At 68.2% G+C, this 12,631-nt stretch carries 13 protein-coding genes; 7 read left to right on the top strand and 6 right to left on the bottom strand.

Going from position 1 to position 12,631, the window contains the following annotated elements:
• Positions 1–439: 439 nt before the first annotated feature.
• From ACFWTE_RS14135 to ACFWTE_RS14120, 4 genes are all read left to right on the top strand, one after another.
• Positions 440–1,207, top strand: a complete 768-nt coding sequence (locus ACFWTE_RS14135) for a HipA family kinase (protein WP_378779779.1) — start codon at positions 440–442, stop codon at positions 1,205–1,207.
• Positions 1,204–1,641 carry a DUF3037 domain-containing protein gene (locus tag ACFWTE_RS14130; protein ID WP_378779776.1) on the top strand — a complete coding sequence of 146 codons (438 nt, stop codon included), beginning with the start codon at positions 1,204–1,206 and terminating at the stop codon, positions 1,639–1,641. The genes ACFWTE_RS14135 and ACFWTE_RS14130 overlap by 4 nt, the downstream gene beginning before the upstream one ends.
• A 146-nt stretch (positions 1,642–1,787) precedes the next feature.
• The gene (locus ACFWTE_RS14125) at positions 1,788–3,095 is read left to right on the top strand and encodes a multidrug effflux MFS transporter (RefSeq protein ID WP_378779775.1); all 1,308 of its coding nucleotides are present in this window, start codon (positions 1,788–1,790) and stop codon (positions 3,093–3,095) included.
• A gap of 142 nt (positions 3,096–3,237) precedes the next feature.
• Positions 3,238–5,178: an AMP-binding protein gene (locus tag ACFWTE_RS14120; RefSeq protein ID WP_378779774.1), complete on the top strand. Its 1,941-nt coding sequence runs from the start codon at positions 3,238–3,240 to the stop codon at positions 5,176–5,178.
• 56 nt (positions 5,179–5,234) lie between these two features.
• Here ACFWTE_RS14120 and ACFWTE_RS14115 read toward each other — a convergent pair whose 3' ends face one another.
• The 3 genes from ACFWTE_RS14115 to ACFWTE_RS14105 all read right to left on the bottom strand — a co-directional run bounded on the left by ACFWTE_RS14115 (position 5,235) and on the right by ACFWTE_RS14105 (position 8,226).
• Positions 5,235–5,882, bottom strand: coding sequence for a LuxR C-terminal-related transcriptional regulator (locus ACFWTE_RS14115; protein WP_378779772.1), 648 nt, complete (start codon positions 5,880–5,882; stop codon positions 5,235–5,237).
• Complete coding sequence (locus ACFWTE_RS14110; RefSeq protein ID WP_378779771.1) at positions 5,834–7,099, bottom strand: histidine kinase; 1,266 nt, start codon at positions 7,097–7,099, stop codon at positions 5,834–5,836. The genes ACFWTE_RS14115 and ACFWTE_RS14110 overlap by 49 nt, the downstream gene beginning before the upstream one ends.
• Before the next feature lie 158 nt (positions 7,100–7,257).
• Positions 7,258–8,226 (bottom strand): hypothetical protein, encoded by a 969-nt coding sequence (locus ACFWTE_RS14105; protein WP_378779769.1) that lies wholly within the window; start codon positions 8,224–8,226, stop codon positions 7,258–7,260.
• 378 nt (positions 8,227–8,604) lie between these two features.
• Here ACFWTE_RS14105 and ACFWTE_RS14100 point away from each other — a divergent pair, with 378 nt between their 5' ends.
• Both ACFWTE_RS14100 and def read left to right on the top strand, forming a co-directional pair.
• Positions 8,605–9,048, top strand: a complete 444-nt coding sequence (locus ACFWTE_RS14100) for an SMI1/KNR4 family protein (RefSeq protein ID WP_378779778.1) — start codon at positions 8,605–8,607, stop codon at positions 9,046–9,048.
• Between the two features lie 104 nt (positions 9,049–9,152).
• Complete coding sequence (gene def / locus ACFWTE_RS14095; protein WP_378779768.1) at positions 9,153–9,821, top strand: peptide deformylase; 669 nt, start codon at positions 9,153–9,155, stop codon at positions 9,819–9,821.
• Positions 9,822–9,888: 67 nt separating this feature from the next.
• Here the strand turns inward: def and ACFWTE_RS14090 are convergent, their stop codons facing one another.
• The gene (locus tag ACFWTE_RS14090) at positions 9,889–10,266 is read right to left on the bottom strand and encodes a VOC family protein (RefSeq protein ID WP_378779767.1); all 378 of its coding nucleotides are present in this window, start codon (positions 10,264–10,266) and stop codon (positions 9,889–9,891) included.
• Between the two features lie 234 nt (positions 10,267–10,500).
• On the opposite strand from ACFWTE_RS14090, the gene rnhA reads away from it, so the two are divergent.
• Positions 10,501–10,974 carry a ribonuclease HI gene (gene rnhA, locus ACFWTE_RS14085; RefSeq protein ID WP_378779766.1) on the top strand — a complete coding sequence of 158 codons (474 nt, stop codon included), beginning with the start codon at positions 10,501–10,503 and terminating at the stop codon, positions 10,972–10,974.
• A gap of 215 nt (positions 10,975–11,189) precedes the next feature.
• Here the strand turns inward: rnhA and soxR are convergent, their stop codons facing one another.
• Positions 11,190–11,663 (bottom strand): redox-sensitive transcriptional activator SoxR, encoded by a 474-nt coding sequence (gene soxR, locus ACFWTE_RS14080; protein ID WP_378779765.1) that lies wholly within the window; start codon positions 11,661–11,663, stop codon positions 11,190–11,192.
• Between the two features lie 41 nt (positions 11,664–11,704).
• Positions 11,705–12,403 carry an ABC transporter ATP-binding protein gene (locus ACFWTE_RS14075; RefSeq protein WP_378779764.1) on the bottom strand — a complete coding sequence of 233 codons (699 nt, stop codon included), beginning with the start codon at positions 12,401–12,403 and terminating at the stop codon, positions 11,705–11,707.
• Positions 12,404–12,631: the final 228 nt, after the last annotated feature.

The raw sequence follows: 12,631 nt of genomic DNA, 5'->3' as shown, positions 1-12,631 counted from the left end.
GCGGACCCGAGAACCACTACAAGGGCTGCGTCTGTTTTGCCAGCCGAAACGCCGGGGGTTGCGCTGTTGATCGAACCCCTAACCGAACGGCATTGCCTCTAGCCGGGGGCACCCGAGGGGGCACGGCCGCGGAGCCGTGCCCCCTTTCCCGTCCTTCATCAAAATCTACGTCGTAAAGGTGGGCGTTCGTTTCTACAAAACAAAGCAGCACGACAAATTCGCGCGACTACGTCGCCCGCTTCTTGGAGTCTCGTTCTGAGAAGGTGTCGGCGTGTCGCGGTCGGGGCGCATGGGGCTAGAACGTGTTCAGCGTCCTTCAGCGGCCCTACCGGCGGGGTGCGGGGTGCGGGGGAGGGGTGGGAGGGCGTCCCGCCCTGTGCGCGGTTGAGCGTCGCGGCTGCCGGACGCCGCGGTGGTGCTTCCTGTCGGGCCGGTGCCTATGCTGGTCCGCGTGCTGAAAAAGGTGATCGCGACGCGGTACGTACTCGCGCTGCGTGAAGGTGGTTCGCTCCCGGGGCTGGTCGAGGCCGACGACCTGGGAATGTACGTGGTCAAGTTCATCGGTGCGGGCCAGGGGCGCAAGACGCTGGTCGCCGAGGTCGTCGCAGGGGAGCTCGGCAGGGCCTTGGGGCTTCCGGTCCCCGAGTTGGCCCTGGTGGAGTTCGACGCGGTGATCGCCCGTGGAGAGCCCGACCAGGAGGTGCAGGAGCTGCTCAAGGCCAGCGGCGGACTCAACCTCGGTATGGACTTCCTGCCGGGGTCGCTCGGGTTCGACCCCCTGACGTTCGAGGCGGATCCTGGGTTCGCCGGGCGGGTCCTGTGGTTCGACGGGCTGACGGGCAACGTGGACCGCTCGTGGCGCAACCCGAACATGCTCCTGTGGCACGGCAGGCCGTACCTGATCGACCACGGCGCGACGCTGATCTTCCACCACAACTGGAGTGGTGCCGACCGTTTCGTCGGTCGTGCCTACGATGCCGCCGACCATGTGCTGTCGGGGTTCTCGCCGGACCTGGCCGCGGCGGACGCAGAGTTCGCCCCCCTGGTGGACGAGGAGCTGCTGCGGGGTGTGGTGGGCCTGGTGCCCGACGAGTGGCTGGTGGACGAGCCGGGGTTCGATGCTCCCGGAGACGTGCGTGAGGCGTACGTGAGGCACCTGTTGGCGCGTGTGGCCGACCGTTCGTGGTTGCCGGGGGTGGCGGGATGAGCGGCGTGAGGCGTTACAGCGATGCGGTGACGACGGGGCGTGTGGGTGTGGAGCGTGACCGGGTGGTGTTCGAGTACGCGTTGTTGCGGGTGGTTCCGTGTTTGGAGCGCGGTGAGTGTGTGAACGCCGGCGTGATCGTGTACAGCCAGGAGCGGGGGTTTTTGGCCGCCCGTTCGTCGTTGGACGAGGCGAGACTGTGTGCTGTTGCTCCCGGGGTGGACGTGGCCGGTGTGCGGCGTGCGTTGGAGGCGGTCGAGGCGATGTGCCGCGGTGGTGCGGGGGCCGGTGCCGCGGGCCGTGAGCGGCCGGGGCAGCGGTTCCGTTGGTTGACTGCGCCGCGGAGCACGATCGTGCAGCCCGGGCCGATCCACGGGGGGCTGGCGGAGGACCCGGAGGCGGAGTTGGAGAGGTTGCTCGACCGTCTCGTTCGGTGACGCTTTGGGGTGGTAACACACATCACAGGTGATTGGTCGGTTCGAGGGGGAGCGATTCCTCCCTGTGGGGTGTTGGTATGGAGTGGTCCCGGCCGGTGGGCTTGCTCCCATACGGCCCTTTTCCCCTTCCTTGAGCTGGAGCGCCTGTGCAGTCCCCGAACTCCCCCGTCTCGCCCCCTGAGCAGGGTGCGGGTGAGATCTTCGAGAGCCCGTCGACGTCCGAGAGTCCTGGTGAGCGCCGGAGTGCGCCTTGGACGCGGTCGCGTAAGTCGATCGCCCTGTTGGTGATGGTGCTGGGTGTGCTGGCGGCTACCGGGCCGTTGGCGACCGACATGTATCTTCCGGCGTTTCCGCAGATCACCCGGGATCTGGGGACGAGCGAGGCACAGATTCAGCTGACGCTGACCGCGATCATGCTCGGCCTGGCGGTCGGGCAGCTGATCCTGGGGCCGATGAGTGACGCCTGGGGGCGTCGCGGTCCGCTGTTGGTGGGTGTGGCCGTGTTCACGGTGACGTCGGTGCTGTGTGTGTTCGTGCCGGACGTGACGGTGTTCATCGTGTTGCGGTTCGTGCAGGGGGTGGCGGGTGCCGCGGGTGCGGTGATCTCGCGTGCGGTGGTGCGTGACCTGTTCGAGGGCGATGACGCGGTGCGGTTCTTCTCGCGGCTGGCGCTGGTGATGATGTTGGCGCCGCTGTTGGCGCCGCTGTTGGGTGCGCAGCTGTTGCTGGTGGGCCCGTGGCAGGTGAGTTTTTGGGTGTTGGCGGTGATGTCGGCCGTCAGTTTCGTGTTGGTGCTGGTGTGGCTGCCGGAGAGTCTGCCGGTGGAGGCCCGTCGTCGTCAGGGGCCGCGTCAGTTGTGGTCGACGGTGTCGGGGTTGGTGCGTCAGCCGCGTTTTGTGGGTCCGGTGCTGACGCTGGGTCTGAGTTTCGGGATGTTGTTCACGTACGTGTCGGCGTTCTCGTTCGTGTCGCAGCAGGAGTTCGGTGCGTCTCCGCAGACGTATGCGTGGCTGTTCGCGATCAACTCGTTGGGGATGTTGGCGGGGACGCAGGCGAACGGTTTCCTGGTGGGCCGGGTGGACACGTTGCGTCGGCTGGGTCTGGGGCTGGGGCTTGCCCTGCTGTCGGTGGGTGCGCTCACGGTGCTGGCGGCGGTCGGTGCGGCGACGTTGTGGACGGCCGTGGGGTTGTTGGCGCTGATGATGTTCAGTGTCGGTTTCATCATGCCGAACGCGACGGTGACGGCTCTGGACGGGCAGCCGGCCTCGGTGGCGGGTACGGCCTCGGCGTTGATGGGGGCGTTGCAGTTCGCGCTGGGTGGTGGTGTGGCGGCCCTGGCGGGTGCGACGCCGTCGGGTCAGGCGTCTTTGTTGAGTATGTCGGTGGTGATGGTGTCGGCTGTGTCGCTGTCGTTGGCGGCGTATGTGTGGACGGTGCGTTCGAAGATCCGATGACCCCAGGAGTGCTGGGGTTTTGGGTCGTGGTGCCAGGTTGCCGTGGGGTGGGGATTGTGGGCACAGTAGGTCACAATCCCCGATTGAGGCGGGTCTGGTCTGGTGTGAACCCGTCTTCCGATGTGGCAGAGGATGAAGTGGTATGGGCGAACCGAGTGTCACCCCTGGTGCGTGGGCCCTGGGTCTTTCCGGGCTGAGCGACCTGGTGTACGAGGTGGCGAACTCCGACGCGCATGCCGAGGTGTTCTCGGTGCCCGGGAGCGGGGGCGGCTGGGAGCGGGTGACGGCCGGTGAGTTCGCGACCGAGGTGACGGCGGTGGCCAAGGGGTTGGTCGCCGCCGGAGTGGGTGAGGGCGACCGGGTGTTGGTGGCGGCGTCGCCGCATCAGGACTGGGTGCGGGTCGCGTTCGCGGTGTGGTCGGTGCGGGCGGTGCTGGTTCCGTTGCCCGAGTCGGCTTCGGTGCAGCGGGTTGCGCATGTGGTGCGGCAGACGCGTCCGGCGGCTGCGGTGATCCAGGGGGACCGGCTGTTGCGTGCTGCGACGGGGTTGCAGCGTGAGTTGCCGGACCTGGGCCGTGTGTGGCGGATGGAGGCGGGTCTGGCGGGGATCTCCTCGTTGGGCCAGTACATGGATGCGTCGTCGGTGCGGTCCCGGAGGGATGGGACGTTGCCCGAGGATGCGGCGGTGGTGCTGTACCCGATGAGTACGGTGTCGCGTTCGATGCGGGGTGTGGTGTTGTCGCACGGTGCTCTGTTGTCGTCGGCGGCGGGTGTGGCGGACCGTGTGTGGTCGCGGTTGTCGGAGTTGCCGCCGGGGCGGGCTAGCACGCTGTTGGATTTGCCGCTGTCGCAGGTTCAGGGGTTGACGTCGTTGTTGGCGTGCATGGTGGGTCGTGTGCGTGTGGGGTTGGCGGAGCCGGGTGGGTTCCTGCGTCGGGTGGAGTCGTTCCGCCCGACGGTGTTGGTGTGTGGTGCGGGGGTGTTGGAGTCGGTCTTCGAGGCGGAGCGTGGGAGCGCGCGTTCGACGGGGTGGGACTCGCTGGGGACGTTCAACTCGGCGGTGGATTCGGCGGTGCAGTTCGATCGGTCGCCGAAGAAGGGTGCCTGGCAGCGGTTGTCGAGGTCGATGTACGACTGGCAGTTCGCGAAGCTGCGTGAGGCGTTGGGGAACCGGGTGCACATGGCGGTGTGCTGGGGGGGTGAGTTGTCGGCCCGTCTGGACTCGTTCTACGGCGGTGTGGGGATTCCGGTGTTCCAGGTGTTCGGTACGGCGGAGACGGCCGGGGCGTTCGCGGCGGGTGGTGTGGGTGAGCGGTCGCCGGGGACGGTGGGGCGTGCGGTGGCCGGTTGTGAGGTGTGGGTCTCGCGTGAGGGTGAGGCGTATGTGCGCGGTGGCGGGCTGTTCTCGGGGTACTGGGGGGACGAGGAGGCGTCGCGGAGCGCGTTCCGTGAGGGGTGGTTGGCGACGGGGTTCTCGGTGAAGGTGGACGAGGACGGGTTTGTGAGGGTGGTGGGCCGGTTGCGGCCGCAGGCGGCTTCGGTGGGGGTGCCGGGGCGGTTCGTGGCCGGTGGTGGGGGGGCTGTGGCGGAGTTGGAGGCGGCTCCGGTGGTGCGGGCTCCTGCGTTGGCTTCCGGTGTGGTTGCTCCGCCGTCGACGGTGGAGGCTCCGGTGGAGCGTGGGGACGCGGAGCTGGTGGCGGAGTTCGAGGCGCGTTTGCGTGCTCATCCGTTGATCAGTCAGGTGTTGGTGATCGTGGAGGGGCGTCCGTTCGCGAGTGCTCTGGTGACGTTGGTGCGTGATCAGTTGGAGTACTGGCGGTTGGTGAACGGTCGGCCGTTGTCGATGGCGCCTGAGGAGATCGCGGGGGATCGTGATCTGCTGCGTGAGGTGCAGGGGTTGGTGTATGAGGCCAATCGGAGCGTGCCGCGGCATTTGGCGGTGCGGTCGTTCCATGTGTTGGCGGAGGAGTTCACCGTGCAGTCGGGGTTGGTGCAGCCTTCGGGTGAGTTGCGTCGTGAGGCGGTGTTGCGGGCGTTCTCGGAGGAGATCGACGGGTTGTATCGGGTGCGTCGGGAGCGGTAGGGGTTGGGGTGTGGCCGCGGCCCTCGGTGTTGTGCCGGGGCCGCGGTTTTTTGTGTCTACTGGCCGTTGAGGTAGGCGAGGACGGCGAGGACGCGGCGGCTGTCGTCGGAGGAGGGCGGGAGGTCGAGTTTGGTGAAGATGTTGTTGATGTGCTTGCTGACGGCTTTTTCGGTGATGTAGAGGCGTCCGGCGATGGCGGAGTTGGAGCGGCCTTCGGCCATTTCGGAGAGGACTTCGCGTTCGCGGGGGGTGAGTTGGGCGAGGGGGCCGCTCTGGTCCTGGCGGGCGAGGAGCTGGGAGATGACGGCGGGGTCCATGGCGGTGCCGCCGGCGGCGACGCGGCGGACGGCTTCGATGAACTGGCCTATGTCGAAGACGCGGTCTTTGAGGAGGTAGCCGACTCCGCCTTCGGCGTCGGAGAGGAGCTCGCGGGCGTAGAGCTGTTCGACGTGTTGGGAGAGGACGAGGATGGGGAGCCCGGGGACCTGGGTGCGGGCTCCGATGGCGGCTTGGAGTCCTTCGTCGGTGAAGGTGGGGGGAAGTCGGACGTCGACGACGGCGACGTCGGGTTTGTGTTCGGTGAGGGCTGCGTGTAGGTCGGGTCCGTTGTCGACGGCGGCGACGACGGTGAAGTCGTGTGCTTCGAGGAGTCTGATCAGTCCCTCGCGGAGGAGGGCGAGGTCTTCGGCGATGACAACGCGCACGGTATCTCCAGGGTCACGATGGTGGGGCCGCCCTGTGGGCTGGTGATGTTCATCGTGCCATCGAAGGCGTCGAGGCGTCGTCTGATGCCGGTGAGGCCGCTGCCGGGGGCGGGGTCGGCTCCGCCGGTGCCGTTGTCGGTGATGGTGATGACGAGGCGGTTGCGGCCGTGGTTGATGTGGATCCAGGCTTCGGTGGCGTGTGCGTGTTTGGCGGTGTTGGTGAGGAGTTCGGCGATGGCGAAGTAGGCGGCGGATTCGACGGGGTCGGCGGGGCGGCCGTTGAGGTCGATGGTGACGGTGATGGGGAGGTGGTGGGTGAGGGCGAGGGCGTGGACGGCTCCGTCGAGTCCGCGTTCGACGAGGACGGGTGGGTGGATGCCGCGGACGAGGTCGCGGAGTTCGGTGAGGGCGTGGCGGGTGGTTTCGCGGGCTTCGGTGAGCATGGAGCGGGCGGTGTGGGGGTCTTGTTCGACGATTTGTTCGGCCATGCCGAGGTGCATGCCGAGGGCGACGAGTCGGGCTTGGGCTCCGTCGTGGAGGTCGCGTTCGATGCGGCGGATTTCGGAGGCTTGGCTGTCGATGGTGTTGGCGCGGCTGGTGGCGAGGTGGGCGACGCGGGCGGTGAGTCGGGCTTTTTCGGAGGGGGCGAGGAGGAGGCGGTTGAAGCGGATGTAGATGTCGAGGGTGGGTGGGAGGAGGAGGAGTCCGAGGGTGAGGAGGAGGGCTGCGGGGGCGAGGAGGATGAGTTGGTCGGGGAGGGTGGTGGGGGTGTAGGTGCTGTAGAGGGCGTTGCCGGCGAGGTCGAGGGCGAAGAGGAGTTGGTAGATGGCGTGGCCGATGAGGGCGCCGGGGATGGCGATGAGGGTGATGTTGGCTGTGCCGGAGATGAGCCAGAGGAGGTCTTTCCAGGTGCCGGGGTCGGTGATGATCGTGGCTCCGCGTCTGGTGAGGCCTCCTGGGGGGATGGGGTGGTAGACGGAGGGGATGGGGCCTTTGGGGAGGAGGTGGCCGAGGGTGTGTCGTTGGCTGTCGGCGAGGGTGCGGAGGAGGGTGCCGGTGAGGATGACGAAGGGGAGGCCGATCCAGAGGAGGGTGAGGATGGCGGAGGCGAGGACGAGGGGGAGGAGTAGGAGGGCGGCGATGTTCTGGGAGAGCAGGAGGAAGAGGTAGGCCAGGGTGGTGAGGCGGCCTGCGCGGTGGTGGGGTGCGGTGGCCATGGGTGGTTCTTCCGTTCCTGCTGGTGTGGTGTGTTGTGTCCATTCTGGCGGGTGGGGGGTGGTGTTTGCGGTGGTGGTGGCTCCCCTTTCGGGTGGTGGGGGTGTGGGCATGGGTGTGGCCCGCTCCGGCGGTGGGAGCGGGCGCGGTGGTGGGTGGGTCAGGGCCAGCGGATGTCGGTGGCGGTCTTGAGCGGGGGGATGCGGGTGCTGCTGTGGGCGTTGAGGGCGTCGGTGAGTTGGGTCCAGGCCTGGTGGGGGGTGTTGTCGGTGTTGTTGCAGGTGCGCTGTTGGCAGGCGGTGTGTTGGGACATGGCGCCGGCGAAGCGGAGGGGGTCGTTGGCGTGGGTGTGTCCCCAGCGGCTGATGTGGGCCCATTGGCGGGCTTGGATGCCGTCGGTTCGGTAGATCTGGGGGAGGGCGTGGACGGTGGGTTGGCCGCCTCCTGCGAGGTGGTGGACGTCGGCGAGGGTCCAGTTGTTGTTGCAGTGGGCGGTGCCGGTGGTGGGGCAGCCGTCGGCTGAGTTGGCGGTGTGGAGGGGGGTTTGGGTGGTGTCGGTGTAGGTGTTGATCCAGTCGCGGGCCCAGCGGGGCGTGGACCAGCCGGGTTCGGCGTCGAGGGCGGCGGTGATGGTGACGGCTGGTGTGGTGGAGCGTTGGCGTGTGTTGTCGACGAGGGTGGCCCATTGGTGTGCGGCGGTGGTGCCGGTGAGGCCGCCGTCGTCCTTGTTGTTGACGCCGAGGGCGAGGTGGGCGTGGGTGTGGCCGGTGCGGCAGTCGGTGAAGCCCTTGGCCCAGTGGTGGGCGTAGGCGGCGGCCTTGGTGGTGGTTGCTCGGGGTGTGGTGGTGTTGTGGCTGGTGCCGGGTTCGCGGAGTTGGTTGTTGGTTTCCTGGGTGCCGAAGAAGAGGATGCGGACGCCGTTGGTGCCGGTGCGGGCTTCGGTGCATCCGGCGTCGTGTGCGTGGTCGGCTGTGGCGGGGCCGAGGGGGACGTAGCGGCTGGTGGTGTGTCCGGGGTAGGTGGTGGTTTGGGTGGGGGTGGTTGTGGGGGTTGTGGTGGCGTGTGCGGGGGCGGGCAGGGCGAGGAGGGTGGCGATGGCTGTGGCGAGCAGGCGTTGTGTGGTGGTCATGGTCACTATTGTCACTGCTTGTTGCATTGCATGCACTTAGAGTGACAATTTGGGCGTGTTGGGGGTGCTCGCGGCATGTGGCGCAGGGGGTGTGGGAAGGGCGGGACGGTGCGGCGGTCGCCTCACGGCGTGGCGCACAACGCGGTTCCATGTCCGCCCCTGAGGGCGCGGTGTTCCGCGAAGGCTTCGGGTGGAGCCCGGGGGACACTTGCTACCGCACCGTCCCGCTGTGGGGTCCAACAGGGCGAGGGGCGTGGCTATTCCCGTGGGGTCCGTGTGGGGGTGTGGGTGGGGGTTTGTGGCGGTGCGGACGTGGTTCGCTTGGGTTTTTGGCGCAACTCGCCGCTGACGATTTCCCGTGTCTTGCCACGACCTGTGATGATCGGGAGTGTGTGGCGTGAACTGATTCTGGAGATGTATCCCGAGGCCGATCTGTACGATCCGGCCGATGAGGTGACCCTTGCCGAGGTGGAGAAGCACTTGATGCTGCCTCTTCCGTTCGAGTTGGCCTCCCTGTTGCGGGAGACGGACGGGGTGACCAACGAGTACGGGGACGCGGTGGTGTGGAGTGCGCGGCGCCTGATGGAGGACAATCTGGCGATGCGTGGTGAACCCGACTATCTGGAGTTGTACGCGCCTTTCGACGAGATGATCTTCTTCGGTGATTCGGACATGGGTCCGCAGTTCGCGTACGTGCACACGGACTACGGTCCGGGGATCGTGGTGTGGGATCATGAGAGCGATCGGCGGCGGTTGGTGGTGGTGTCGTTGCGCGACTACCTGGCGCGATGCCTGATCCAGGGTAATTCCTGGTTCCGCTGAGGCCGGGTTCCGTGCACGGCTGACCTGCCGTTTCGTGCTATTTTTCGGGGTGTTGGTGGCGTTGTGCCACCATTTTCTCCCCTAGTGCGTTTGAGAGTAGGACCATGTCGGAGCAGTCCACGCCTGCCCATGTCGCCGCTGTCGTTCAGGGCCGGGAGGTGGAGGACTTCCCCGAGCTGGCCCCGGAGGCCTCGCGCGGCCGTGTGCGGCGCGTCACCGTGACGGGTGAGGAGGTCCTGCACCGGCGCAACGCGGACGTGCCCGAGGAGATGTTGGGCGGCGAGGAGCTGCACCGGCTCGTCGACGACATGTTCGTGACGATGTACGCGGCCGAGGGTGTGGGGCTGGCGGGCAATCAGGTGGGCGTGGATCTGCGCCTGTTCGTCTATGACTGCCCCGACGACGACGGGGTGCGCCATGTGGGGCACGTGGTCAACCCCGTGTTGGACGAGCGCGACCTGGACGATGCCGTGGAGGTCGAGAGCGAGGGGTGCCTGTCGGTGCCGGGGCCGCACGCGGACCTGGGGCGGGCGGCGAACGCGACGGTGCGGGGTGTGGACCGGGACGGCAACCCGGTGGTGGTGAGCGGGAACGGGTACTTCGCCCGGTGCCTTCAGCACGAGACCGACCACACCCTGGGGCGGTTGTACGTGGACCGGCTCTCGGCGCGTGAGCGCAAGCGGGTGTTGAAGAAGATGGACGAGATGTCCCACGACGTGTTCGCGCGTCGTGAGGAGCGTGCGGCGCAGCTGGCGCAGGAGTTCGCGGACTGAGCCCGTGTGTGCGAGGGGGTGTCCCGGCGGTGGCCGGGGCGCCCCCCTTTTTTTGTCGGGGTGGTGGTCAGCGCTCGTGCTCGCCGCGGACGATGCAGAACTCGTTGCCCTCGGGGTCGGCCAGGACGGCCCAGCCGGTGCCGTCGCCTTGGCGCAGGTCGTCGACGAGCGTGGCGCCCAGGGCGCGCAGGCGGGCGACCTCGGTGTCGCGGGTGGTGCCGGGGGCGGCGTGCAGGTCCAGGTGCAGGCGGTTCTTGGTGGCCTTGGGTTCGGGGACGCGGATGAAGAGCAGGGGCGGTCCCTGGGGGAGGGGGATGAGGACCTCCTCGTCGCCCGGCTGGTCGTGGGGGTGCAGGGGGTGGCCCAGTGCGTGGGCCCAGAAGGTGGCCAGGGTGTGGGGGTCGGCGCAGTCGATGCTGAAGGTGCGGATGTGCAGCTGGCTCATGCGGCTCTTCTCGGGTGGGGTGTGGGGTGGGCCATTGTCGTGTGCGGGGATCGGGGGGTGCAACAGGGTTTGGCGGTGGTTGGTGGCTGGGTGGGGTGTAGGTGCCTTTGGGGGTGTTGGAGGTCCGAAGTGGTGGGTTTAGGGGGGCCAATCGTGGGGTGTGGCCCTGTTTGTGGCTCTTCTGGTGGGGGGTGTGACTCTTCTGTGACCGTGGGGGGCGGTAGATTGCGCGGCATGCACAACGGGGACGAGGCCGGCCGGGAGTCGGCGCAGAGGGTGGTCGTGTACACCGACGGGGCGTGCAGCGGCAACCCCGGTCCGGGAGGGTGGGGGGTGTGGTTGAGCTACGGCGCTCACGAGAAGGAGTTGTACGGGAGTGAGGAGCAGACCACCAACAACCGGATGGAGCTGATGGCGGCCATCCAGGCGTTGGAGAGTCTGAAGAAGCCCCTGCCGGTGCTGGTGCACACCGATTCCTCCTACGTGCGCAACGGGATCACGACCTGGTTGCCCGGGTGGAAGAAGCGCGGGTGGAAGACGGCCGACAAGAAGCCCGTGAAGAACGTCGACCTGTGGCAGCGCCTGGACGAGGTGGCCTCGCGCTATGAGGTGGAGTGGCGGTGGGTGCGCGGGCACAGCGGCGACGAGGGAAACGAGCGCGCGGACGAGTTGGCGCGGCGCGGGCGTGATGAGGCTGCGGGCCGGTAGGCGGCTCGGGGTGTGCGGTGGCGGTGGTCCCTGGGGGGTCGCCGCCATCGGTGTGTTCGGGGTGGGGCTGGAGGGGTGCGGCGTCGACCGGTGAGCTGGTGGGGGGCTACCGCTGGGTGGTGCGGTGCTGTTGTCCTGCCCGCAGCCCGCTGCCCTGGTCCGCTGTGCCGTGCGCGGGCTGAGGGTTGCGGGTGAGGGGCGTCCTGGGGGTGGCGTTAGAGGGTGTCGGCGTCGTCGGCCAGGGACTGGACCATGAGTCGGCGTGGGCCGGGGCCTGCTGCGGCGAGTTCGTCGCCGGGGTTGGACAGGGTGCAGGTGTCCAGGGACAGGCAGCCGCAGCCGATGCAGCCGGTGAGGTCGTCGCGCAGGCGGATGAGTTGGGCGATGCGTGCGTCGAGTTCGTCGCGCCACCGGTGGGAGACGCGGGCCCAGTCGGTGCGGGTGGGGGTGCGGTTGTCGGGGAGTTCTTCGAGGGCCTGGCGGATGCGGGCCAGGGGCATGCCGACGCGTTGGGAGATGCGGATGAAGGAGACCCTGCGCAGGGTGTCGCGGCGGTAGCGGCGTTGGTTTCCGCTGGTGCGGCGGCTGTGGATGAGGCCCTGGCGTTCGTAGAAGTGCAGGGCGGAGACGGCGACTCCGGCGCGTTCAGCGACCTGGCCGACGGTGAGTTCCTTGGTGATGGGTGGCACGGTGCCCATCTTAGGTCGTTGGTGGGGGTGGGGTGCGTGGGTCAGGGGGTGCGGGTGCGGTGGGTGCCGTGGAGGGCGTACAGGCGTGCGTAGGCGCCTCCGCGGACGAGGAGTTGGTGGTGGGTGCCGGTTTCGGTGACGCGTCCTTGGCGGAGGAGGAGGATGCGGTCGGCGGTGCGGGCGTGGGTGGGTTGGTCGGTGAGTAGGAGCAGGGCGGTGTCGGGGGTGGGGGTGGTGTGGGGGGTCGGGGGGTTGGTGAGGACGAAGAGGCGGGCGCCGGTGTGGTGGGTGTAGAGGGTGCGTGCCTGGTGGATGTGGGGGGTGAGGTGGGGGGTGAGGTGGGTGAGGGGTGTGTGCAGGTGGGCGGGGTCGAGTCCGGTGGTGGTGAGGGCGTGGGTGAGGTGGGGGTCGTGGGGGTCGGGTGTGGTGTGGCCGGTGATGGTTTGGGCGAGGGTGGTGTGGGGGGTGGGGGTGAGCAGGTGGGTGGGGGTGTGGGTGGTGATGTGGCCGTGGGTGGGGGTGGTGTGGCCGGTGAGTAGGTGGGTGAGGGCTGTGGTGGCGGTGGTGGACAGGCCGACGAGGGCGACGTGTTCGCCGGGGTGGAGGGTGAGGTCGAGGTGGTCCAGGAGTGGGGTGCGGGCGTGGGTGAGGGACACGTCGCGGAACTCGACGAGGGGGTGGGTGGGGGTGTGGGTGCGTGCGGGGCTGCGGCGCAGTTTTCCGCGGTTGGAGAGCCTCACGGGTGTCCGTTCGTGTGGGTGGTCGTCACCTGCCTGGGATTGTCCTGGGTGCATGAGAGTTCTCGTTATCTGTTCGTGTCCTTGGTCTCTGTGGGTGGGGGGTTCGGTGGGTGGAACGCCTTGTGGGGTGGGTTGGTTCCCGGGGGCATCCAGGAACCGTTCGCCGAGGAGATCGACTGGCACGTCCCCGGCAGTGGCGCGCTGTCCTGGACCGGGCGCCGTTCCCGC

The sequence above is a fragment of the Nocardiopsis sp. NPDC058631 genome, from assembly GCF_042716955.1.
Lineage (GTDB): Bacteria > Actinomycetota > Actinomycetes > Streptosporangiales > Streptosporangiaceae > Nocardiopsis.
Note: the sequence above shows the minus strand (reverse complement) of the source record. Positions and strands in the feature narration are given on the sequence as shown.

What these genes read in the sequence shown, in the direction of transcription:
- ACFWTE_RS14100 (WP_378779778.1), top strand. Translation starts at nt 8,605, where the DNA reads ATGATCGGGAGTGTGTGGCGTGAACTGATTCTGGAGATGTATCCCGAG.
- ACFWTE_RS14135 (WP_378779779.1), top strand. Translation starts at nt 440, where the DNA reads ATGCTGGTCCGCGTGCTGAAAAAGGTGATCGCGACGCGGTACGTACTC.
- ACFWTE_RS14120 (WP_378779774.1), top strand. Translation starts at nt 3,238, where the DNA reads ATGGGCGAACCGAGTGTCACCCCTGGTGCGTGGGCCCTGGGTCTTTCC.
- def (WP_378779768.1), top strand. Translation starts at nt 9,153, where the DNA reads ATGTCGGAGCAGTCCACGCCTGCCCATGTCGCCGCTGTCGTTCAGGGC.
- ACFWTE_RS14105 (WP_378779769.1), bottom strand. Translation starts at nt 8,226, where the DNA reads ATGACCACCACACAACGCCTGCTCGCCACAGCCATCGCCACCCTCCTC.
- ACFWTE_RS14090 (WP_378779767.1), bottom strand. Translation starts at nt 10,266, where the DNA reads ATGAGCCAGCTGCACATCCGCACCTTCAGCATCGACTGCGCCGACCCC.
- ACFWTE_RS14130 (WP_378779776.1), top strand. Translation starts at nt 1,204, where the DNA reads ATGAGCGGCGTGAGGCGTTACAGCGATGCGGTGACGACGGGGCGTGTG.
- rnhA (WP_378779766.1), top strand. Translation starts at nt 10,501, where the DNA reads ATGCACAACGGGGACGAGGCCGGCCGGGAGTCGGCGCAGAGGGTGGTC.
- ACFWTE_RS14110 (WP_378779771.1), bottom strand. Translation starts at nt 7,099, where the DNA reads ATGGCCACCGCACCCCACCACCGCGCAGGCCGCCTCACCACCCTGGCC.